Annotated in this window: 20 protein-coding genes and 2 pseudogenes; 11 read left to right on the top strand and 11 right to left on the bottom strand. The window is 70.1% G+C overall.

Annotated elements, in window-relative coordinates:
• Positions 1-166 precede the first annotated feature (166 nt).
• Entirely contained in the window at positions 167-1,633 is a 1,467-nt protein-coding gene (locus ACIQGV_RS40220; RefSeq protein ID WP_402504618.1) for a non-reducing end alpha-L-arabinofuranosidase family hydrolase, read from the bottom strand.
• A gap of 718 nt (positions 1,634-2,351) precedes the next feature.
• Here ACIQGV_RS40220 and ACIQGV_RS40225 point away from each other — a divergent pair.
• A complete protein-coding gene (locus tag ACIQGV_RS40225) occupies positions 2,352-3,782 on the top strand; it encodes an endo-1,4-beta-xylanase (RefSeq protein WP_402504620.1) in 1,431 nt (476 codons plus the stop codon).
• Positions 3,783-4,319: 537 nt separating this feature from the next.
• On the opposite strand, the gene ACIQGV_RS40230 is transcribed toward ACIQGV_RS40225, so the two are convergent.
• Positions 4,320-5,066 (bottom strand): AraC family transcriptional regulator, encoded by a 747-nt coding sequence (locus tag ACIQGV_RS40230; protein WP_402504622.1) that lies wholly within the window; start codon positions 5,064-5,066, stop codon positions 4,320-4,322.
• A 51-nt stretch (positions 5,067-5,117) separates the two neighbouring features.
• Between ACIQGV_RS40230 and ACIQGV_RS40235 the strand changes: the two genes are divergently transcribed.
• A complete protein-coding gene (locus ACIQGV_RS40235) occupies positions 5,118-6,332 on the top strand; it encodes an MFS transporter (protein WP_402504623.1) in 1,215 nt (404 codons plus the stop codon).
• 577 nt (positions 6,333-6,909) lie between these two features.
• Here ACIQGV_RS40235 and ACIQGV_RS40240 read toward each other — a convergent pair.
• The 3 genes from ACIQGV_RS40240 to ACIQGV_RS40250 form a co-directional block, all read right to left on the bottom strand.
• The gene (locus ACIQGV_RS40240; RefSeq protein ID WP_402504625.1) at positions 6,910-8,193 is read right to left on the bottom strand and encodes an MFS transporter; all 1,284 of its coding nucleotides are present in this window, start codon (positions 8,191-8,193) and stop codon (positions 6,910-6,912) included.
• Between the two features lie 5 nt (positions 8,194-8,198).
• A complete protein-coding gene (locus ACIQGV_RS40245) occupies positions 8,199-9,560 on the bottom strand; it encodes an NAD(P)-binding domain-containing protein (protein WP_402504627.1) in 1,362 nt (453 codons plus the stop codon).
• Between the two features lie 61 nt (positions 9,561-9,621).
• Positions 9,622-9,831, bottom strand: coding sequence for a hypothetical protein (locus ACIQGV_RS40250; RefSeq protein ID WP_402504629.1), 210 nt, complete (start codon positions 9,829-9,831; stop codon positions 9,622-9,624).
• A 94-nt stretch (positions 9,832-9,925) separates the two neighbouring features.
• On the opposite strand from ACIQGV_RS40250, the gene ACIQGV_RS40255 reads away from it, so the two are divergent.
• Together ACIQGV_RS40255 and ACIQGV_RS40260 are read left to right on the top strand one after the other, a co-directional pair.
• Complete coding sequence (locus ACIQGV_RS40255; RefSeq protein ID WP_402504631.1) at positions 9,926-11,026, top strand: flavin-containing monooxygenase; 1,101 nt, start codon at positions 9,926-9,928, stop codon at positions 11,024-11,026.
• A gap of 44 nt (positions 11,027-11,070) precedes the next feature.
• A complete protein-coding gene (locus ACIQGV_RS40260) occupies positions 11,071-11,439 on the top strand; it encodes an ArsR/SmtB family transcription factor (protein WP_402504633.1) in 369 nt (122 codons plus the stop codon).
• 157 nt (positions 11,440-11,596) lie between these two features.
• Here the strand turns inward: ACIQGV_RS40260 and tnpA are convergent, their stop codons facing one another.
• Positions 11,597-12,028: an IS200/IS605 family transposase gene (gene tnpA / locus ACIQGV_RS40265; RefSeq protein WP_402504635.1), complete on the bottom strand. Its 432-nt coding sequence runs from the start codon at positions 12,026-12,028 to the stop codon at positions 11,597-11,599.
• Between the two features lie 74 nt (positions 12,029-12,102).
• Between tnpA and ACIQGV_RS40270 the strand changes: the two are divergent.
• Together ACIQGV_RS40270 and ACIQGV_RS40275 are read left to right on the top strand one after the other, a co-directional pair.
• Positions 12,103-12,225, top strand: a pseudogene (locus ACIQGV_RS40270) (RNA-guided endonuclease TnpB family protein); the annotation flags it as partial.
• 175 nt (positions 12,226-12,400) lie between these two features.
• Positions 12,401-12,829 carry a GNAT family N-acetyltransferase gene (locus ACIQGV_RS40275; RefSeq protein WP_402504653.1) on the top strand — a complete coding sequence of 143 codons (429 nt, stop codon included), beginning with the start codon at positions 12,401-12,403 and terminating at the stop codon, positions 12,827-12,829.
• Here the strand turns inward: ACIQGV_RS40275 and ACIQGV_RS40280 are convergent.
• Genes ACIQGV_RS40280 through ACIQGV_RS40295 form a run of 4 tightly spaced genes read right to left on the bottom strand, consistent with a single transcriptional unit; the run spans position 12,822 to position 15,595 of the window.
• Positions 12,822-13,361, bottom strand: a complete 540-nt coding sequence (locus tag ACIQGV_RS40280; protein WP_402504637.1) for a DinB family protein — start codon at positions 13,359-13,361, stop codon at positions 12,822-12,824. The two genes, ACIQGV_RS40275 and ACIQGV_RS40280, sit on opposite strands and share 8 nt — an antisense overlap.
• A gap of 45 nt (positions 13,362-13,406) precedes the next feature.
• Complete coding sequence (locus tag ACIQGV_RS40285) at positions 13,407-14,447, bottom strand: ArsO family NAD(P)H-dependent flavin-containing monooxygenase (protein ID WP_402504639.1); 1,041 nt, start codon at positions 14,445-14,447, stop codon at positions 13,407-13,409.
• Entirely contained in the window at positions 14,444-15,229 is a 786-nt protein-coding gene (locus tag ACIQGV_RS40290) for an aquaporin (RefSeq protein WP_402504641.1), read from the bottom strand. The genes ACIQGV_RS40285 and ACIQGV_RS40290 overlap by 4 nt, the downstream gene beginning before the upstream one ends.
• 51 nt (positions 15,230-15,280) lie before the next feature.
• Positions 15,281-15,595: an ArsR/SmtB family transcription factor gene (locus tag ACIQGV_RS40295; RefSeq protein ID WP_402504643.1), complete on the bottom strand. Its 315-nt coding sequence runs from the start codon at positions 15,593-15,595 to the stop codon at positions 15,281-15,283.
• A gap of 76 nt (positions 15,596-15,671) precedes the next feature.
• Here ACIQGV_RS40295 and ACIQGV_RS40300 point away from each other — a divergent pair, with 76 nt between their 5' ends.
• The 3 genes from ACIQGV_RS40300 to trxB are packed head-to-tail and all read left to right on the top strand — an operon-like array spanning position 15,672 to position 17,770.
• Positions 15,672-16,304 carry a three-helix bundle dimerization domain-containing protein gene (locus ACIQGV_RS40300; protein WP_402504645.1) on the top strand — a complete coding sequence of 211 codons (633 nt, stop codon included), beginning with the start codon at positions 15,672-15,674 and terminating at the stop codon, positions 16,302-16,304.
• A gap of 43 nt (positions 16,305-16,347) precedes the next feature.
• Positions 16,348-16,767 carry an arsenate reductase ArsC gene (locus ACIQGV_RS40305; protein ID WP_402504647.1) on the top strand — a complete coding sequence of 140 codons (420 nt, stop codon included), beginning with the start codon at positions 16,348-16,350 and terminating at the stop codon, positions 16,765-16,767.
• A gap of 55 nt (positions 16,768-16,822) precedes the next feature.
• Positions 16,823-17,770, top strand: a complete 948-nt coding sequence (gene trxB / locus ACIQGV_RS40310; RefSeq protein ID WP_402504655.1) for a thioredoxin-disulfide reductase — start codon at positions 16,823-16,825, stop codon at positions 17,768-17,770.
• Here trxB and ACIQGV_RS40315 read toward each other — a convergent pair whose 3' ends face one another.
• Positions 17,771-18,244, bottom strand: a complete 474-nt coding sequence (locus ACIQGV_RS40315; protein ID WP_402504649.1) for a hypothetical protein — start codon at positions 18,242-18,244, stop codon at positions 17,771-17,773. It abuts the gene before it with no gap.
• A 177-nt stretch (positions 18,245-18,421) separates the two neighbouring features.
• On the opposite strand from ACIQGV_RS40315, the pseudogene ACIQGV_RS40320 reads away from it, so the two are divergent.
• A pseudogene (locus ACIQGV_RS40320) lies at positions 18,422-19,175 on the top strand (transposase).
• Positions 19,176-19,600: 425 nt separating this feature from the next.
• Positions 19,601-19,960 (top strand): peptidase inhibitor family I36 protein, encoded by a 360-nt coding sequence (locus ACIQGV_RS40325; protein ID WP_402504651.1) that lies wholly within the window; start codon positions 19,601-19,603, stop codon positions 19,958-19,960.
• The last annotated feature ends 72 nt before the right edge of the window (positions 19,961-20,032 follow it).

Here is a 20,032-nt window from a genome sequence, read left to right on the forward strand (position 1 = left end):
GCCCCCCCCGGGGGGGCGGGCGGGGGGGGGGGGGGGCGGGCGGGCGGGGGGGGGGGGGGGGGGGGGGGGGGGGGGGGGGGGGGGGGGGGGGGGGGGGGGCCCCCCCCCCCCCCCCCCCCCCCCCCCCACGCCGGCTCCCCCTCGGAGCAGGTCCCGCGTCCTGCCGTCAGCGCTGCAGGGTCAGCAGACCCGGACGGTAGGGCAGGAGGCCGTAGTCACCGCCGGAGCTGGGGCTGCGTCCCTGGTAGAGCAACTGCAGATTGCAGGGATCGACGGTCATGGTCTGATCGGGGCTGGTGCGGATCAGCTCGCCGTGACTGATGTCGTTGGTCCAGGTGGCGCCACTGTTGGCCTTGCCGGCGAAGGGATTGCTCTCGGTCGCGGCCTGAGGCGTCCAGGAGCCGTTCAGACTGGTGGCCGTGAACGAGCGGAAGTACCGGCCCTGCGAGCCGATCGCCTCGACGATCATGAGGTAGCGGTTCTGGCCCTGCAGCTTGTAGACCTGCGGGGCTTCGAACAGGTTGTTCGTCGTATCGCTCATGATCACTGTCGAGGTCGAGCCGAAGCTGCCCGGGAAGTTCCCGATCGGCATGCCGGCCCGGTAGATCTTGCCGTTGTCGCCGGCGAAGAACAGGTACATGTTCATGCCGTCACCGATGAGTGTCTGGTCGATGGGACCCGTTCCGGAGCCGGAGATGCTCCCGGAGAAGAGCACCTGCTCGGACGACCAGCCATTCGGGTTGGTGGGGTCGCTCGACGTCCGGTAGGAGAAGGCGGTCCCGCCCCACTGGTGGGCGAGCACCCAGATGTTCTTCGGCGCGAAGTGGAAGAGCGTGGGTGCGACGGTCGAGTTGGACATCGTGTTCTGGCCGGCCGAGGCCATCTCCGACCAGTTGGTGAACAGGCCGAAGTTCATCGAGCCCCACCTCGTCCCCGTGTCGTGCGTGGTGGCGTAGACGAGTTGTCTGCCGTTGTAGGGGGCGACGGTGAAGTCCTTGAGCGAGACCCACCCCTGCTTGGGCTGCGCCAGAGCGCCCGTCGACGTCCAGCGGTAGGCCGACGGGAGAGCACACGAGCCGGGGGTGTCGGCGCCGACCTTGACGAGCTGCCACTGCTGGTTGGTGCCGCCCCAGTCGTCGTACTGGACGATGTTCGCGTTGTCGGCGGTGGAGGCGCCCTGTACTTCGAGGGCCTTGTTGCTGTGGCGCGAGATGAGCCTCACGTAGCCGTCCGAGCTGTCGGCCAGCCGCCACTGCTGGTTGGTGCCGTTCAGGTCGGTCCACTGGACGATCGAGCCGCCGTTCGCGGTGGACCAGTTGTGGACGTCCAGTGCCTTGCCCGAGTGGCGGGACTTGATGCGGTAGTAGCCGTCTCCGGAATCGACGAACTGCCACTGCTGCTGGTTCTGGTCGTTCCTGGTCCACTGGGTGATGCGGGCGCCGTCGTCGGTCGCCAGGTTGTAGACGTCCAGAGCTTTGCCGCTGTTGCGGTTGACCAGCACGTACGAGGCGTCGGTGTCCACGGTCGCGGCCTCGGCGGGCTGGACACCGAGGAAGGTGGCCACCAGCAGCAAAGGCGCAAGGACTCCGAGTAAGCGCCTTGGGCGGAGCGGGGACGGGTGGCGAAGCCACATCAGAGGGCCTCCTTGGGGGTGGGGTACCGCCGATGAACCGCGGAGCGGCAGCCGTGCCGGGGGTAGGGGATTCGAAAGTTTCGGGGCGATCTCGGTTCTGTGACGCCACAAACTAGGAAGACAGGGCCCTCCGGTCAAGGTCTGTCGTCGATATGTTCGGAGACAGATCCTTCCCCGGGGCGTGACAAGCCCTGGCGTTGACTGGATAACCCCAGGTGGTTTGCGATGACGGCTCGCCACTCCAGGGGTTCGCCCGTCTTGACGGATCTCCGAAAGTTTCGAGATGGAATCGGAAATTTATCCGCCGCAAGGATTGACGAGTCACCGTCAACCCTCAATCATCTGTCTGGTAAGCCGACCCTGGGCCGAAATATCGAACAATGCGGGTCCTGGGCAGACTGTGCCGCACCGCAGAGCCGCGCACGGCTGCCCGACGGATCCCCGCGCCGAAGCACCTGCGCCACCCCGCTTTTCGTCCCGGTGAGGCTCGCACGACGCATCCCGGCTCTCCGCGCGGTCGGAGAGGATGCGACGCCGCGTGCCGGCCTCCCGGCTGGGCCGCGATGGAGTACCCCCTGTGCCTGTATCGAAAGACCGCTGCCGCCCGGCGTACGTCACTCGGCGGCCGACTGGGCCCGTCCGTGCCGGTGGAGATCCTCCCGGGTCCGATGACCGCGGTGTCCAGTGATCCTGTCATTCCTACCTTGGAGACACAGCCATGGGCTCATATGCCCTTCCCGGACCCGTTGTCCGGCGGAAGATCCGCGTTCTGCTGCCGGTGCTGGTCGCCGGTGTCCTGGGCGTGGTCGCCGCACTGGTCGCACCGCCGCCCGCCCAGGCCGCCGAGAGCACGCTCGGCGCCGCGGCGGCGCAGAGCGGCCGCTACTTCGGCGTCGCCATCGCCTCGAACAGGCTGAGCGACTCGACGTACGCGACGATCGCGGCCCGTGAGTTCAACTCGGTGACGGCCGAGAACGAGATGAAGATCGATGCCACCGAACCGCAGCGGGGCCAGTTCAGCTTCACCGCCGCCGACCGCGTCTACAACTGGGCGGTACAGAACGGCAAGAAGGTGCGCGGCCACACCCTGGCCTGGCACTCCCAGCAGCCCGGCTGGATGCAGAGCCTCAACGGCAGCGCGCTGCGCCAGGCGATGATCGACCACATCAACGGCGTGATGAGCCACTACAAGGGCAAGATCACGCAGTGGGACGTCGTGAACGAGGCTTTCGCCGACGGAAGTTCGGGAGCCCGGCGCGACTCCAACCTGCAGCGCACCGGCAACGACTGGATCGAGGTCGCCTTCCGCACCGCGCGCGCCGCCGACCCGTCCGCCAAGCTCTGCTACAACGACTACAACGTCGAGGACTGGACCTGGGCCAAGACCCAGGCCATGTACGCCATGGTGCGGGACTTCAAGCAGCGCGGCGTGCCGATCGACTGCGTCGGCTTCCAGTCACACTTCAACAGCGGCAGCCCCTACAACAGCAACTTCCGTACCACCCTGCAGAACTTCGCCGCCCTCGGCGTCGACGTGGCCGTCACCGAACTCGACATCCAGGGTGCTCCGGCCTCGACCTACGCCGGCGTGGTCAACGACTGCCTGGCCGTCTCGCGCTGCCTCGGCGTCACCGTCTGGGGTGTGCGCGACAGCGACTCCTGGCGACCGGAGCACACGCCGCTGCTGTTCAACAACGACGGCAGCAAGAAGTCTGCCTACACCGCCGTCCTCAACGCACTCAACGGCGGCTCCACCACACCGCCCGCGGACGGCGGAACGATCAAGGGCGTCGGTTCGGGCCGCTGCCTGGACGTGCCCGGCAGCAGCACCACCGACGGAACCCAGGTCCAGCTGTGGGACTGTCACAACGGCACCAACCAGCAGTGGACGTACACCGACGCCGGTGAGCTCAGGGTCTACGGCAACAAGTGCCTGGACGCCGCCGGCGCCGGCAACGGCGCCAAGGTCCAGATCTACAGCTGCTGGGGCGGCGACAACCAGAAGTGGCGCCTCAACTCCGACGGATCCGTGGTCGGCGTCCAGTCCGGCCTCTGCCTCGACGCCGTCGGCAGCGGCACCGCCAACGGCACCCTGGTCCAGCTCTACTCCTGCTCGAACGGCAACAACCAGCGCTGGACCCGCGCCTGACCGGGCCTGCACAAAGACATTGCCGGTGATCGCGAGGGCCGCCGCCGTGGTGGCGGCGACCCTCGCGAGGGGCACGGCCCGGTCGAGGGCGTCACGACGGTCCGGTTCCGCGAAAGTGCAGGCCGGTGATCTTTTCCCCGAAGTGAACGATGTCCCTCGCGATCCTCGGGTCCGAAGCGTGCCGCGATGTACGGTGAAGACCGCCCTTGGCGAAGAAGGGCACCGGCCCCGCCGCCCGCGAGATCGACGCGGTCGTCCTGCAGCTCGGCGTCGAGGACGTGAGGGCCACCAAACAGTTCTGCGTCGGCCGGGGCCTGGCCGTGGCCAAGAGCCCCGGTCACACCGTATGCCCGGCCCGTCTCACCGACAGCGACCGCACCGCCTGCCTGGCTGCCCTGGTCCCCGGCGCCGACATCGATCACCGCGGTCCCTCCTTCACCCCCGGCCTGCTGGCATCCCTCCTGCACGCCCTCACCGCCCCCGCCACCGGCGCACCTCGCCTCGGCGCCGCCCATGTTCAATTGGGCTTAGGGGCCCTCAGTTCCTCGGGTGGGAGCCCGGCGTGTGGCCGAAGGTGCGGCGGAAGACGTCGATGAAGGCGCTGGTGGACGACCATCCGCACTGGTGTGCCACCGCGGTCACCGGCGTTCGCTCGGTCAGGAGGACCAGTGCGTGGTGGAGGCGAAGTTGTGTGCGCCACTGCGGGAAGGTCATGCCGAGGTCGCTACGGAACAGCCGGGACAGGGTACGGTCGCTCGCCCCGACCTCGCGGCCGAGTTCGGCGAGGGTGCGGCCGTCGCCCGGAGCGGCTTGCAGGATGTCATGCAGAGTGCGCAGCAGGGGTGCGGTGGGAGTGGGCAGGTGCAGCGGCTGCTGGGGGGATGCCCGTAGCTGGTCAAGGAGCACCGCGCGAAGGCGGGCCCGTTCGGGGCTGTCGTCGTCCTCGGCGCGGGTGTAAGCGATGATCAGTTCGCGCAGCAGCGGGCTGACAGCCAGCACGGTCGGTGCGTCGAGGCCGAGCGGGTTCTCGGTGACGGGCAGCCCCACCAGGTGCAGGTCGAGTTCGCCGTAGGCCCGGTGTGCGTGCACGGTGCCGGCAGGCACCCAGATGGCCCGCGTGCCCGGGGCGACCCAGGATCCCTCGCTGGTCGTGACGGCCAGCACCCCGCGGCCTGCATAGATGATCTGGTGATCGTCGTGCCTGTGGGCGTCGATCGAGCCGCCGGACGCCAGCGACCGGGTGCGGGTCGGGGCTACAGGATCGTGGCGGATTTCCATCATCATGTGTCAGTTTATCGGAAGCACGACATGATGCCGGGCCCGGAACATGGCGGGATGCGAAGGAACACATCGATCGTTCTGCTGTCCGTGGGCCACGCCTGTGTCGACATCTACCAAGGTGCCGTGGCGGCCCTGGTGCCGTTCTTCGTCGCCGAGCGTGCCTACACCTACGCGGTCGCCTCGGGCATCGTGCTGGCCGCCTCGCTGCTGTCCTCGGCGGCGCAGCCGGTGTTCGGCGCGCTCACCGACCGCTGGGCCATGCCCTGGCTGCTGCCGGTCAGCACGCTGCTCGGCGGTGTCGGCATTGCGCTGAGCGGTCTGAGCGGCTCTTACACGCTCACCCTCGCATTCGTCGCGATATCGGGGATCGGCGTGGCCGCCTACCACCCCGAGTCCGCCCGCGTCGCCCGCATCGCCAGCCAGGGCAGCCACCGCACCATGAGCTGGTTCTCCACGGGCGGCAACATCGGCTTCGCGCTGGCCCCACTCATGGTCGCCGCCGTGGTGGCCACCGGAGGACTGAGCTGGACACCCTTGCTGGTGCTGCCGGCCCTCGCCGGTGCCGCGATGTGCCTGCCCTTGGTACGCGCCCTGCAGCAGACGCAGGCCGCCGGACTCCGCATGACGGTGCCCGCCGGAAGCGACGACACCGCCTCCTTCGTGAAACTGTCACTGGCCGTGGTCTTCCGGTCGATCGCGTTCATCGGTCTGAGCACCTTCATCTCGTTGTACGCCCGCCAGCGCCTGGGCGGCAGTACTGCCGCAGGCACCGCAGCGCTGACCGTGCTCTACCTCGGCGGTGCGATCGGCTCGGTACTCGGCGGATCCTTGGCCGCCCGCTGGGACCGGGTGACGGTCTCGCGCTGGTCGTACCTGATCACGGCCGCGGCCATCGCAGGCGTGGTGTGGACGCCCGGCCCAGCCGTCTATCTGTTCGTGACACTGACCTCGGCCGGCCTGTATGTGCCCTTCTCGCTGCAGGTCACGCTCGGCCAGGACTACTTCCCCTCCCGTGTCGGCACTGCCAGCGGGATCACCCTCGGCCTGACCGTCAGCATCGGCGGCCTGGCCGGCCCCGCCATCGGCAGCCTCGCCGACGCCACATCCCTGCAAACCGCCCTGGCGCCCCTCGCCCTGATGCCCGTGCTGAGCTGGCTGCTCTTCCGCACCCTGCCCGAACCGGGCGTGCCCCACCCTCAGACCGAGGTGCCTACGAAGGGAGACAACGCCGGCGCCGCCCTCAAGCCCACCCCTGCCGAATCCCGATGAGCAGCCCCTACGACGAGGCCGTCGTCCTGTCACTGCGGTGAGCCCGCAGCCACCGGACGCCCAGGACCGCTGCCCGTTCCGGGAACGGGGCTGCACAGCAACCCTGTCCCGGCCGACCTGGCAGTTGCTGTCTCACCACCCCACGTCCGACGGTGACATCGAGTACTGCAAGTGCAGCTGCAACGCCGTTGTGATGCTCCGACAAGGACAATTCACCAAGTTCACTGCCCCCTCTCAGGGCAGCACTGATCCGTCGGAGCGCGGCAAGGTGAGATCGCCATGACTCGTTGTCGCAAGCAGCACCCCGTCAAATCGGGGAAGTCGGTCAGCTCATGCTCAACATGCTGGACCTGACACAGAAGTCGTCACTGACGGTGCCCCGCAGGGCGCCCAGGGAAAGGACCTGGCAGGCGGTCCAGGTGCCGACGGGGACGGACCCCCGGCGTCTGCGCTCGTGGGGAGGGGGTATGGCTGCTTCCCGCACCCGCGGGGATGGACCCTCCAGTCCGTGGAGCAACTCTCGGAAGGAGGTCCGTCCCGCCTTTGGGCGAGAACGGGTTGTGCAGGCCGATCCGGGCTACGGAGGGCCGTCCTGGCCGCCGAGTGATCTTTCTCGGGCAGAGGATCGTTTGTGGGAGCCGCCTCGGTGGTGCTCGGTGACGCCTGTCCATGGTGCGGTGAGGGCGGCGGCCACGGAGACGGTGGCGAGGAGATGGAACAGCGGTCCGTAACCGCCGAGGGGCACAGCGAGGACGGCCCCGGCGAACGGCGCGAGGGCTGCCGCTGCGTGGGCGGGTGCGCCGAGGAGTCCGGAGAGGCGGCCGTAGTGGGTGGTGCCCCAGCGGTCGGTCACGGCGGTGGCCTGGAGGAGGGTGAGGTTGCCCCGGACGATCCCGGCCAGCACGGACAACGCGACGAGGAGTCCGTAGGGCCCGGGGACGAGGGCGAGGGATGCGGTGGTGAGGCCGCCGAGTCCGATGAGGGCGGCGGTGCGGGTGACGACGCCCGTGTGGCGGGCGAGAGCGGCGTAGAGGGTGCGGCCCAGGACCTGCCCCGCGCCTCCGAGTCCGAGAGCCCATGCCGCTTGGGTGGTGGTGCAGCCGCGTTCCAGGAGGAGCGGGACGAGGGTGATGACGACGGCGTACATCGCGAACGCGGAGAGGGTGAAGGTTGCGGCGAGCATCCAGAACGCCCGGCTGCGCACCGCGGGATCCGGTCCGGCGGCCGTGCGGCGGGGACTGCCGGGAGCCGGTGGCCAGGGAGCGCGCAGGGCGAGCGCGTGCGTCGGGATGGTCACAGCGGCGAGGATCCCGGCGAGAACGGCGTAGGTGGTGCGCCAGGAGCAGTGGTCGGCAAGGACTGCGGTCAGGGGCGCGAAGACGGTGGAGGCGAGGCCGCCGGCGAGGGTGACGACGGTCAGGGCGCGGATGTGGTCGGGGGCCCACCAGCGGGTCAGCGCGGCGAAGGCGGGCGGGTAGAAGGTGGCGGCCATCGCTGCCCCGGCCGGCAGCCATCCGGCAACGAAGACCGCGAGGTCGGGGGCCGCGGCCACGAGGAGGAGGCTGAGCGGGCCGAGGACGGAGCCGGCCGTCATGACGGCGCGGGGCCCGCGACGGTCCAGGACGCGGCCGACGAAGATGCCGACGACGGCGGAGACCACGAGGGCGGCGGAGAACGCGGCTGTTGTCGCGCCTGCGGGCCAGCCGGTGTCGTGGGTGATGGTGGGGTTGAGGACGGGGAAGGCGTAGTAGAGGACGCCCCAGCTGGTGATCTGCGTGGCGCACAGGGCGGGCAGCACGGCGCGTGGCCGCGACCGGACCCCCGTCCCGGTCGCGGCCACGTCGGCCTTGGTGTGTGGCATGCCGGTCAGCAGCCGCCCGACGTGGAGGGGGCTCCGATGGTGAGGACGGCCGGGGCCGCGCAGCATCCGCCGTCGCTCTGCTCGGCGGCCTCGGGCTCGTCGAAGAGGCCCGCGCCGCCGCACACGCCGGTCTCGGGGAGGGTGAGTTCGACGCGCTCGGCGGCCTCGCGGTCGCCGGCGAGGTGCGCGGCGATCGAGCGGACCTGCTCGTAGCCGGTCATCGCGAGGAAGGTCGGGGCGCGGCCGTAGGACTTCATGCCGACCAGGTAGACGTCCTTCTCCGGGTGGGACAGCTCGTTCACGCCGTGCGGGTAGACCGTGCCGCAGGAGTGCTGATTCGGGTCGATCAGAGGAGCCAGCTCCACCGGCGCCTGCAGGCGCTCGTCCAGACCGAGGCGGAGCTCGTCCAGGAAGGTGAGGTCGGGGCGGAAGCCGGTCAGGACGATGACCTCGTCCACCGGGTCCAGGCGGCGGCCGTCCTCACCGATCAGGATCACACGGCCGTCGGTGGCGCGCTCGATGGTGTCGGTGCGGAAGCCGGTGACCGCGTCGGCGTACCCGCCGTCGACCGCTGCCTTGGCTGCCAGGCCGAGGGCGCCGCGGGCGGGCAGCTGGTCGGCCTCGCCGCCGCCGAAGGTCGAGCCCGAGATACCCCGGCGCAGAATCCAGGTCGCGTGGGTGCCGGCGCCGTCGTCGGCCTTGGCGAGGTCGGCCAGGTAGGCGAGGGCGGTGAAGGCGGAGGCGCCGGAACCGATGACCGCCGTGCGCCTGCCTGCGTACCGGGCCCGGGTCGCCGGGTCCTTCAGGTCCGGGACGCGGTAGGTGATCCGGTCGACGGCGGCCTTCTCGCCGAGAGCGGCAAGTCCGCTGCCGCCTGCGGGGCTGGGGGTGGACCAGGTTCCGGAGGCGTCGATGACCGCCCGGGCGAAGACCCGCTGCTCGCGGCCGTCGGCGCTCTCGTAGTGGACGACGAAGGACTGGGCCTCGCGGTCGGCGTCGACGATGCGGTCCCGGCCCGTGCGGGAGACGCCGGTGACGCGGGCGTCGTAGCGGACCTGCTCGCCCAGGACGTCGGCCAGCGGCTGGAGGTAGAGGGCGGCCCAGTCCCCGCCGGAGGGGTACGTGTCCTCGGCGGGCTTGACCCAGCCGGTCGGAGCGAGGAGCTTCTCGGCGGCCGGGTCGACGACCTCGCCCCAGCGGGAGAACAGCCGCACGTGAGACCACTCGCGCACCGCTGCTCCGGCGACCGGGCCGGCTTCCAGGACAAGCGGGGTGATGTCGCGGTCGACGAGGTGGGCGGCGGCCGCGAGACCGGCGGGGCCGGCCCCGATGACGACGACGGGCAGCTCGGTGGTGTTCTCGCTCATGACAGGTCTCCGGGTCTTCGTACAGGCAGGTGGGCGGGCGGGGGTGGGGCTCGGGGGTCGGTCAGCAGCAGCCGGCGTCGGCGGTGACGGCCTCGCGCCTGGCCTTCGGGTCGCAGCAGGCTCCGGCTGCTTCCGCACCCTCGCTGGTGCCGCAGCACGGGGAGGACTGGGCGGGCGCCACCTCGGCGGCGGGCTGGGCGGGGGCGGAGGCGCAACAGGAACCCGCCGTCTTGGCATGGTCCGGGCCGGTGGGGGTGGTCCGCTCGGTCATGACGACTCCCTGGTGTTTCGACGTTTGTCTATGAGTTGTGCGATCAGCATGACACCTGTATCGATAGACGTCAACATAGACATTCATCAATTTCATGCGGGGGGTTGTGACGGAGCACGTGGAAACCGTCGTGATCGGGGGCGGGCAGTCGGGACCGGCGGCCGCGCACACGCTGGTCCGGGCGGGAGCGGAACCCGTGGTGCTGGAGGCGTCGGACCGGGCGGCCGGCTCGTGGCCGCGGTACTACGACAGCCTGACTCTGTTCTCCCCGGCCCGGTTCAGCGCGCTGCCCGGCATGCCGTTCGGCGGGGATCCGGACCGCTACCCGCACTGCGACGAAGTCGTCGGCCACCTGACCGCCTATGCGGACCGGCTGCAGGCCGACGTCCGCACCGGCCACCGCGAAGCCGCCGTGCGAGCCGGCCACCGCGAAGCCGCCGTGCGAGCCGACGCCGGCGGCTTCGCCGTCGAGCTCGAGGGCGGCGCGTGCCTGGCGGCGCGCGCCCTGGTCGCCGCCTCGGGGAGCTTCGGCCGTCCGTACCGGCCGGCGCTGCCGGGCCTGGACTCCTTCGCCGGGCAGGTGCTGCACGCGGCCGACTACCGCAGCCCGGCTGCGTTCGCCGGGCAGCGGGTCGCGGTGGTCGGGGCGGGCAATTCCGCGGTGCAGATCGCGGCCGAGCTCGCGCGGGAGAGCGTCACGACGCCGGCGACCCGGGAGCCGGTGAAGTTCGCCCGCCGGCACCTGCTGGGGAGGGATCTGCACTTCTGGCTGACCCGCACGGGTCTCGACACCGCACCCCTGGGGCGCCTGCTGCGGACCCCGCCCGGCCGGCCGGTGCTGGACGACGGCCGCTACCGCGCCGCCCTGGCGGCCGGCAGCCCGGACCGGCGCCCGGTGTTCCGGCACCTGGACGGCGACAAGGTCACCTGGAGCGACGGCACCACCGAGCGGCTGGATGCGCTGATCCTGGCCGCCGGCTACCGCCCTGACCTGCCCTACCTCGCCGGGCTCGGCGGTGCCCCCGGCGCGTCAGGCCGGCCCCGCCACCGGGGCGGCGCTTCCCTCGCCCATCCGGGCCTGGCGTTCGCCGGGCTGGAGTGGCAGCGCAGCCTGTCCTCGAACACGCTGCGCGGTGTCGGCCGGGACGCCGAGCGGGCGGCCCGCCGCCTGGCCGCCCGCCTGTCCCGCGCGTGAGACACCCCCTGCCGCCCTGGTTCGACATGTGTCAACATAGACGTATGTCGAATGCCAAGGTTCTGCCGCTCCTGGAGCCCGAGGCCGTCGCGCCCTGCTGCCCTCCGCTGACCGAGCGCCCCATGTCCGCCGACGAGGCCGAGACCGCCGCGAAGATGTTCAAGGCCCTCGGCGACCCCGTCCGCCTGCGCCTGTTCTCCGCCGTCGCCTCCCACGAGGGCGGGGAAGCATGCGTGTGCGACATCTCCGACGTCGGCGTCTCCCAGCCCACCGTCTCCCACCACCTCAAGAAGCTCAAAGAAGCCGGGCTGCTCTCCTCCGAGCGCCGCGGCACGTGGGTCTACTACCGGGTCCAGCCGTCCGTGCTCGCCGCCATGGGCGCGCTGCTCTCGGGCGCCGCGAAGGCGGCGTGACCGCCGTGCGGATCGTGGGACTGCTGCCCGATCATGCCGAGCAGGTGCTGGGCATCTACCTTTGATCTTGGCCGGCGCTTTGGCGTTTACGCCGGGGGTGAAGGCCGTCTCAGGACTGCTCTGACCCGCGCATGAGCACGGGTTTGCAGTGTTCAGCTCAGTCCGCGGGGCGCTTCTGGTTCTCGATGTACTGCTTCACGACGGTCAGGGGCGCCCCGCCGCAGCTTCCGGCGAAGTAGGAGCCGGACCAGAAGTGTCCGCCCCACAGGTACCTGTGGACGTGCGCGTCGTACTCCTTGCGCAGCAGGCGGGCGGAGACTCCCTTGAGGGAGTTGACCGGCTTGGAGAGCCGGACCTTCGGCGGGTGGTGCACGAGCAGGTGTACGTGATCCTCTTCGCCGTTGAACTGCTTCAGATCGGCCTCGAAGTCCGCGCAGACCTCCCGCATGATCTCTTCGCAGCGCGTCAGCGTCTCGTTGGTGAATGCTGTGCGCCGGCACTTGGTGGCAAACACCAAGTGGACATGAAGGTTGTGGACGACGTGGCGGCCGGTTCTGACATCGGGATTCGGCTTCCGTCGCAGCGACATGAACCAAATGCAGTGAAGTGGTCACTGCGGATGAACCCGGTCTGGTGAAGCGGCAGTTCGCGCATCGTGCCCGACTGGCGCTCAGCCCTGCCGAGATCCGGGTCATGGACGACCAGGCGCACGCGGCCCGCACCATGTGGAACTGCCTGCACGCGTGGTGGCAGATGATGCCGAATGACAAGCGGGCCCTCGCTGCCAACGCAGCGAGGAACATCTTGCACCTGTACCGGATCGGCCACGACATTGTGGAGGTTCCGGCCGCCGGAAGGCGCGGTCGCAGGGAGGCTGGAACCGTCAAGCATGTCGCCGCAAGGTGGACGGGAATCCCCTTCCTGAGCTTGCGAAGGGAGGGGAGAACTTCAACAGGCAGGGATCGACGAAGGCAACGCGACCTTCGAGACCCAGGCCCCCGATTGGGCCTCGTCCGACAAGGCGAAGCTGCCCGGCCACCGCTTCGTCGCCATCGACGACCACGGCCGGGTGCTGGGCTGGGCGGCGGCGAGCGCGGTCTCGGACCGCTGCGCGTACGCGGGCGTGGTCGAGCACTCCGTCTACGTCCCCCCCCCCGACGCCCGCGGCCGCGGTGTCGCCGGCCGGCTCCTTGCGGCCCTGGCCGAGTCGACCGAGGCCGCGGAGATCTGGACGATCCAGTCCGGGATCTTCCCCGAGAACACCGCCGGCCTCCCCGTCCACGCGCGGGCCGGCTTCCGTGTCATCGGCACCCGTGAGCGCATCGGCCGCCACCACGGCGTGTGGCGCGATGTGGTCCTGCTGGAACGCCGGAGCCCGAGGATCAGCTGAGCTCGCCGTCCAGGGTGAGCCGGCGGCGGTGGAAGTCGAAGTGCCGGGTCGGATAGCGGTAGATGTCGGCGAGGGTCATGAAGTCCTGGAAGAACGGGTCCCAGCAGACGGGAAAGTGCATGCCGCGGGCCAGGCCGGCTTCGGATTCCACCGCGAGCCGGCGGTGCAGGGAGTCGATGACCCGGTCGAACGCGGCGCCCGTCCGGCGCGGCCCGAAGACCTTCACCGCCCCGCACGGGCCGACGTGGTTGACCCGGTCGAACGGCCCGGTCGCAGCGTTCAGCGCCCTGGCGAAGGCCCTGCCGGCGCTGCGGGGCAGGCGCGCGAAGACGCGGACGAGGACCAGCAGCACCCGCACGACCAGGTAGCCGAAGAACATGTGCCACAACAGCTGCTCGTTCGTCCACCGGGTGCCCCGGGTGGGGCGGGCGAGGTCGGCTTTCGTGGCGTTGCCGAGCAGGTCGTGGAAGGTCTGCCGTGCGCGCTCGTAGTCCGCGTGCACGGCCTGCCGGTCCATCGCCGTCTCGTTCATCACCCCGGGTCCGTCCACTGCGGTGATTCCCCTGCCCGGGCGGTTTCAGGCGCCGAGGAACTCCGCGATCTCGCGGACGGCTCCGCGTGCCGTACGCCCGACACCGATCAGGGTGGCGGAGGCGGGACCGGTCCAGTCGCCGTAGCCGAGGAGATGGACGCGCGGGTCGGCGACGGCGCGGGTGCCCTCGGTGGGGATGCGGCCGCCCTCGGTGCGCAGGCCCAGCGGGGACAGGTGCGAGAGGACGGGGCGGAAGCCCGTGCACCAGATGATCGCGTCGCAGGGCCAGATGCTGCCGTCGGCCCAGCGGGCCCCCTCGGCCGTCAGGCTGTCGAACATCCGGTGGTCCGGGATGAGTCCGGCGTCGCGGGCGGCCCGTACGGGTGGGACGGCGACGATGTCGCCGAGATCGGAGATCCGCGGTCCGCCGGACTGGACGCGCCGGGTGGCGAGTTCGAACAGGGCGCTGCCGTCGATCTCGTCCGGGAGGTAGCGGGCGGGCCGCTGGGTGACCCATCGGACGGTGGCGTGCGGCGCGAGGTCTGCTGCGATCTGCGCGCCGGAATTGCCGCCGCCTACGACGATCACGCGCCGTCCCGCGTAGTCCCAGGGGCTGCGGTAGTCGACCGTGTGGTGCTGGCGACCCGGGAAGTGCCCACGGCCGGGGACGGCGGGCAGGAAAGGACGCCACCAGGTGCCGGTCGCGCTGACCACGACGCGGGCCGTGAGGGCGCCGCAGTCGGTTTCGACACGGAGGAGAGGGGCCTGGTCCCGGACGGCCTCGACGCGCACACCTCGCTGGACGGGGAGTTCGTACCGCTTCTCGTGGTCGGCGAGGTACTCCAGTACGTGGGAGACGTCCGGGAACGTCTTGCCCGCCTGCGCCGGCATGAGCCGGCCGGGCAGGGAGGAGGAGGCGGCCGGGGAGAACAGGTGCAGCGAGTCCCAGGCGTGCTGCCAGGCCCCGCCCGGGGTGGCCTGGGCGTCGAGGACGGTGAAGTCGATGCCCGCCCTGCGCAGGTGGTGGTCGGCGGCGAGCCCTGTTTGGCCGCCGCCGACCACCACCACATCCGCGTGCTGTGTCATGCGGCGGGCTGCCCGCTGTCGGTCTTGCCGCGCATGAAGACGACCGCCACCAGGGCCAGGCCCACGACCGCACCCGCCAGCTGAGCGCCGATGAACGCCGGCACGGAGGCGGGGGCGATGCCCGCGAAGGTGTCCGTGAAGGCGCGGCCGATGGTGACGGCCGGGTTCGCGAAGGAGGTGGAGGAGGTGAACCAGTACGCGGCGCCGATGTACGAGGCGACCGCGACAGGCGCGAAGCGCAGGCGGTCGGTACGGGCCAGGCCGAAGATCAGCAGGATCAGGCCCGCGGTCGCCACAACCTCGCCCAGGAGGAGGTTCCCGGCGGAGCGGTCGTGGGTGGACCACTTCACCAGGGGCTCGCCGAACATCGCGTCGGCGAGGACGGCGCCCGCGATCGCACCGGCGATCTGGGAGGGCACGTGGACGGCGAGCTCGCGGGCGTTCACCCCGGCACCACCGCGGCGGGCGGTCCACCACTCGGCCAGGGTGACGGCCGGGTTGAAGTGGGCGCCGGAGACCGGGCCGAGGAGAGCGATCAGGACGCCGAGGCCGAAGACGGTGGCGGTGGAGTTCGCCAGCAGTTGGAGAGCGACGTCATCGGTGAGCTCGGTGGCCTGGATGCCGGAGCCGACCACGACCGTGACCAGGGCGGCGGTGCCGACCAGCTCGGCGGCCGCGCGGGCGATCAGCGGGGTGCGGGGCGGGGTGGCGCCGGGCGCGGGCTGCGGCGACGTGCCGACGGGGGCCATGGCGTCGCTCGCGGCGGGCTCGGTGGCGGTCAAGGCAGTTCTCCTCGGGCAGGTGAAGCATCGAAGGGCGGGGCCGCCGGGGGCTTATGGGCAGGACCGCTTGAGGTTCGCTTCGGCGGTGGCGCGCGCGGTCCGGGCGAGGCCGGCGAACTGACCGGCGATGCCTTCGATGACTTCCGGGCGCAGGCGGTAGTAGATGTACCGTCCGCAGGGCTCCGTCTCCACGACCCCGGCCTCGCGCAGCACCTTCAGGTGGTTGGAGAGGTTCGTCTGCTTCGCACCCGTCTCCTCCACAAGGTGGGTGGTGCAGAGCGTCTCCCTGGCGAGGAGGGTCACGATCTGGAGCCTGAGAGGGTCGGCCAGGACCCGGATCAGATCAGTGTCGACTGACATCATCATGTACTGATACTTTCATGTCAGCCGAGGCTGACACCAGTCCGGGCTGATCCTATTGGCTCCTTTGAACAGGAACGCCATGCCCACGCCTTCCTCGCCCCTCCTGCCGGACGAACGCCTGACCGCGGGGGCGGCCCGGCTCGCCACCCGGTACGCCGGGCACTTCGGCCCGGAGACCGTCCTCTCACTGCTCGCCGACTCCTGCGCCCGGCTCGCCGAGCACGCCCGCATCCGTACGCACCTGATCGTGCTCGCGGAACGGCTGACCGCCGAGCGCCTGGACGCCCTCGCCCACACCCAGGGCCTGACGGGCACCGGCCGGATGCGGGTGCTGTTCGTGTGCAGTCACAACGCCGGCCGCTCCCAGATGGCCGCAGCCCTCCTCGCACACCGGGCCGGCGATGCGGTCACCGTCTCCTCGGCCGGCACCCACCCGACCGAGGATGTGGAGCCGCTCGTCGCCCAGGCCCTGACCGAGTCCGGCGTGAACATCACAGGCGCCTACCCCAAGCCGCTGACCGAGGAAGTCGTCCAGGCCGCCGACATCGTCATCACGATGGGCTGCGGCGACGCCTGCCCCGTCGTGCCCGGCCGCCGCTACCTCGACTGGCCCGTGCCCGACCCCGACGGAGCGCCCATCGCGCTCGTCCGGGACATCCGTGACGCCATCGACGCCCACATCGCCGAACTCCTCGCCGAACTCGGCACCTGAAAACCGCTCGTCCCCGCACCTGCCTGATCCCCAAGGAAGAACGATGTCCTCCACGCCTGCCGCGTCCGTCCTGTTCGTCTGCATCCACAACGCCGGCCGCTCCCAGATGGCCGCCGGGTTCCTGCGCCACCTCGCCGGCGACCGCGTCGAGGTCCGCTCCGCCGGCTCCATGCCCGGTGACAGGATCAACCCCTCCGCCGTCGCCGCCATGGCCGAGCTGGGCATCGACATCTCCGACCAGAAGCCCAAGGTCCTCACCCCCGAGGCCGCCCAGGCGTCCGACTACATCATCACGATGGGCTGCGGGGACGCCTGCCCGTACTTCCCCGGCAAGACCTACCTCGACTGGCAGCTCGAAGACCCGGCCGGGCAGGGCGTCGAGGCCGTCCGCCCCATCCGCGACGAGATCAAGGGCCTCATCGAGGGCCTGATCGCCGAGATCGACGCCAAGTCGAAGGCGTGAGGCACCTGACGTGACCGAGACGATCCCGACCGACGACGTCCGCGACGTCGTCGTCATGGGCTCCGGCCCCGCCGGATACACCGCCGCCCTCTACACCGCCCGCGCACAGCTGAAGCCCCTGCTGTTCGGCAGCTCCATCTTCGTCGGCGGCTCCCTGACCACCACCACCGAGGTCGAGAACTTCCCCGGCTTCCCCCAGGGCGTCGACGGGCCCGTCCTCATGGAAAGCATGCGGGCCCAGGCCGAACGCTTCGGCGCCGAGATGGTCGACGACGACATCGTCTCCGTCGACCTCACCGGCGACGTCAAGCTCCTCACCGACTCCGCCGGCACCGTCCACCGCGCCCGCACCGTGATCATCGCCACCGGCTCCGGCTACCGAAAGCTCGGCCTGCCGCGCGAGGACGAGCTGTCCGGGCGGGGGGTCTTCTGGTGCGCCACCTGCGACGGATTCTTCTTCCGTGACCGTGACATCGTCGTGGTCGGCGGCGGCGACACCGCCATGGAAGAAGCCACCTTCCTCACCCGCTTCGCGAAGTCGGTCACCGTCGTCCACCGCCGCTCCACCCTGCGCGCCTCCAAGGTCATGCAGGAGCGGGCGTTCTCCGACGACAAGATCTCCTTCGCCTTCGACAGCGAGATCGCCGAGATCAAGGAAGCGAACGGCATGCTCTCGGGGGTCGTCCTGCGCGACGTCCTCACGGGTGCCACGCGGGAACTGGACGTCACCGGCCTGTTCATCGCGATCGGACACGACCCTCGCACCGAGCTGTTCACCGGCCGGCTCACCCTGGACGCCGAGGGCTACATCACCGTCGCCGCCCCGACGACGCGTACCAGCCTGCCCGGGGTGTTCGCCGCCGGCGACGTCGTCGACCACACCTACCGCCAAGCCATCACCGCCGCCGGCACCGGCGCCGCCGCGGCCCTGGACGCCGAACGCCACCTCGCATCCCGCAGCACTGCGCAGGCCGAGCAGGAGACCGCCGCAGTCCCTGCGTGATCAGCACGACGACGGCGTGGCCCGCTCCCACGAGAACTCGGGGGAACGGGCCACGCCGTTGCCGTCCCCTTCCGGGACGGTTCGGGCCAGGGACTCCGGCTCCTCCTGCTTGCCGCGCGGCGGGACCCGGATCCACGGCTCGCGGTGCTTCCTGACGATCGCGACCCCGCCTGTGGTGCCTTCCGCGAGGGCCTGCTCGAAACGGTCCAGCGAGGCATGCAGCTCGCTCTGGAGGGTGGTGATGAACTCGCCGGCGTCCTGCGGCTGACGGGTCGCGGCGTAATGGACGTCCCGGTTGTCCTCGAAGTCAGCGGGCAGGTCGTTCTCCGGGTTGCGCCACCGGTTCGCACCCATCACCCAGATATCCTGCCGCCGCAACGCGTCCCGCAGCGACACCAGCAGGCACAGCTCGTACGGGATGCGCTCCACCTGCCCCCTGTCGTCGACCACCGCCGCCCGCCACTGCTCGGGCACCGCACCCCCAGCGGCACCACCTCCGCCGGGTCGAAGAACGCGCCCTCCTTCAACGGCTGCTCCAGATACCGCTTGAGCAGGTCGATCGCACCCATCACCGGCCGGGGGACTGTCAAAAGAGTGGCCCTGTCTCGCTTTCGGTGGTGACAGACAGTCGCAAGGGTCGTTGATGCTCACGTGCAGGACGTCAACGAGCTTGTGCGGACTGTATTTTCGGGCCTTTTCCCGTTGGTCGTCGAGGATGTGACCGACGAGGGCGAGCGGATCGTGGTGCAGGCACGGACCCCGCAGGACGCTGCCGTCCGCCCGGTCCGCGGCGCGTCGTCGGAGCGGGTGCACAGCTATCAGGTACGGAGGGTGGCCGACGGACCCGTCGATGGACGGCGCGTGGTGGTTCATGTGAAGGTGCGGCGTTTGGTGTGTCCCACGCGCGGCTGCCGGCAGACCTTCCGTGAAAAGATGCCGGGACTGTCGGAGCGCTGTCAGCGACGCACAACCCGTCTGACAAGGCAGATCAAGGCTGTGGTGAAGGAGTTGGCGGGCCGGACGGGATCGCGGCTGCCGGCAATACCCGCGGCGGGCCCGTCCCGCCACACGCGCCTGCTCTGAAATGGCTCAACTGGCAGCGTCGGCAGGAGACTTCGCCGTACTCCTGACGCCTTGCGCAGAAAACACCGAGAGGCTCTCGCGCTGGACCGACCAGGTCCGCGCAGCCTACCTGCCTCACCTGCACGCCTTCACCCGCGGCCTGGACCGAGACCACAACGCAGTGAACGCCGCACTCGCACTTCCCTGCAGCAATGGCCCCACCGAGGGTGTCAACGCCAAGACGAAGCGAATCGCACGCCGGATACGCGGACGAGCAGGCTTCACCCTTCTCCGCCACCGCATCCCCCTCGGACAGCAGCGCGTTCGGTACCACCGAATATGAGGCTCTGTCTCACATCCGGTGGTGACGAAGCGTTGTCGACTTCACCATGGGCGATATGTCCAGGTCAGCAGGCATTCTGGTGCACGTGCTCGCCGGTTGGTATCGGGCTGGGGCGGCCAGGCTCGGCAGTCGCCGAATCCCACGCCGGCAGCGTCAAGTAACTCACTGACCTGCAGAGTTCCCGGCAGCCGGTTCAGCCATCACGGATATGACACTCCGTTACCACCGAATATGAGACAGGGCCGAAAATGAGACAGGCCCGTTAGATTTAGACTCCCCACCTCTTCCGGAGATTGTGACCAATGTCATCTCTGTGAACCACATGCGCGCGGGGACGGTCTTACGACCGGATGCCCTGGAGAAGCGACAGCTGGACGCGGCGACCATGACCGCGCTTCCGCGGGCAACAACGGGAAAGGGTACTCATGAGACTGACAGTCAAAACCGCGGTGGCAGCGGCAGCCATCGCCTCCACCGCCGTGCTGGTGGCTCCGGGAACCGCGTCGGCTGCCCCCCAAGACGCCTGTATGCAAGGTATGGTCTGCCTCTTCGACGGCCACGACAACACCGGGGACATGGTGCAGCTCTTTCCGGTGGACACTCCCAGCATCGGTTGGGCGTGGAACGACCGGGCCAGCTCGGTGTGGAACCGCAGCAACGGTCAAGTCTGCATCTACACCCATGCCGATTACTACGGCTACCCCTTCAGCATCCCGGCGGGCGCGAAGCAGGAACTTCTGTTCCTCTACGACAACGCGGTGTCTGAACCGTTCCGGGTTCGGTAGAGATCTCAGATGTTGGTTGTGACCTGGGGTTTCGTGGTTGCGAGGTAGTGGTTGTTCTCGTATTCGATGGGC

The organism is Streptomyces sp. NPDC093094, assembly GCF_044754345.1.
GTDB lineage: Bacteria > Actinomycetota > Actinomycetes > Streptomycetales > Streptomycetaceae > Streptomyces.

Bases quoted from the DNA above. Each gene is read 5' to 3' on its own strand.
- ACIQGV_RS40325 (WP_402504651.1), top strand. From the start codon at position 19,601: ATGAGACTGACAGTCAAAACCGCGGTGGCAGCGGCAGCCATCGCCTCC.
- ACIQGV_RS40280 (WP_402504637.1), bottom strand. From the start codon at position 13,361: ATGAACGAGACGGCGATGGACCGGCAGGCCGTGCACGCGGACTACGAG.
- ACIQGV_RS40245 (WP_402504627.1), bottom strand. From the start codon at position 9,560: ATGAGCGAGAACACCACCGAGCTGCCCGTCGTCGTCATCGGGGCCGGC.
- ACIQGV_RS40240 (WP_402504625.1), bottom strand. From the start codon at position 8,193: ATGCCACACACCAAGGCCGACGTGGCCGCGACCGGGACGGGGGTCCGG.
- ACIQGV_RS40260 (WP_402504633.1), top strand. From the start codon at position 11,071: ATGTCGAATGCCAAGGTTCTGCCGCTCCTGGAGCCCGAGGCCGTCGCG.
- ACIQGV_RS40250 (WP_402504629.1), bottom strand. From the start codon at position 9,831: ATGACCGAGCGGACCACCCCCACCGGCCCGGACCATGCCAAGACGGCG.
- ACIQGV_RS40300 (WP_402504645.1), top strand. From the start codon at position 15,672: ATGCCCACGCCTTCCTCGCCCCTCCTGCCGGACGAACGCCTGACCGCG.
- ACIQGV_RS40235 (WP_402504623.1), top strand. From the start codon at position 5,118: ATGCGAAGGAACACATCGATCGTTCTGCTGTCCGTGGGCCACGCCTGT.
- ACIQGV_RS40255 (WP_402504631.1), top strand. From the start codon at position 9,926: ATGCGGGGGGTTGTGACGGAGCACGTGGAAACCGTCGTGATCGGGGGC.
- ACIQGV_RS40285 (WP_402504639.1), bottom strand. From the start codon at position 14,447: ATGACACAGCACGCGGATGTGGTGGTGGTCGGCGGCGGCCAAACAGGG.
- ACIQGV_RS40295 (WP_402504643.1), bottom strand. From the start codon at position 15,595: ATGATGATGTCAGTCGACACTGATCTGATCCGGGTCCTGGCCGACCCT.
- ACIQGV_RS40225 (WP_402504620.1), top strand. From the start codon at position 2,352: ATGGGCTCATATGCCCTTCCCGGACCCGTTGTCCGGCGGAAGATCCGC.
- tnpA (WP_402504635.1), bottom strand. From the start codon at position 12,028: ATGTCGCTGCGACGGAAGCCGAATCCCGATGTCAGAACCGGCCGCCAC.
- ACIQGV_RS40220 (WP_402504618.1), bottom strand. From the start codon at position 1,633: ATGTGGCTTCGCCACCCGTCCCCGCTCCGCCCAAGGCGCTTACTCGGA.
- trxB (WP_402504655.1), top strand. From the start codon at position 16,823: ATGGGCTCCGGCCCCGCCGGATACACCGCCGCCCTCTACACCGCCCGC.
- ACIQGV_RS40305 (WP_402504647.1), top strand. From the start codon at position 16,348: ATGTCCTCCACGCCTGCCGCGTCCGTCCTGTTCGTCTGCATCCACAAC.
- ACIQGV_RS40230 (WP_402504622.1), bottom strand. From the start codon at position 5,066: ATGATGATGGAAATCCGCCACGATCCTGTAGCCCCGACCCGCACCCGG.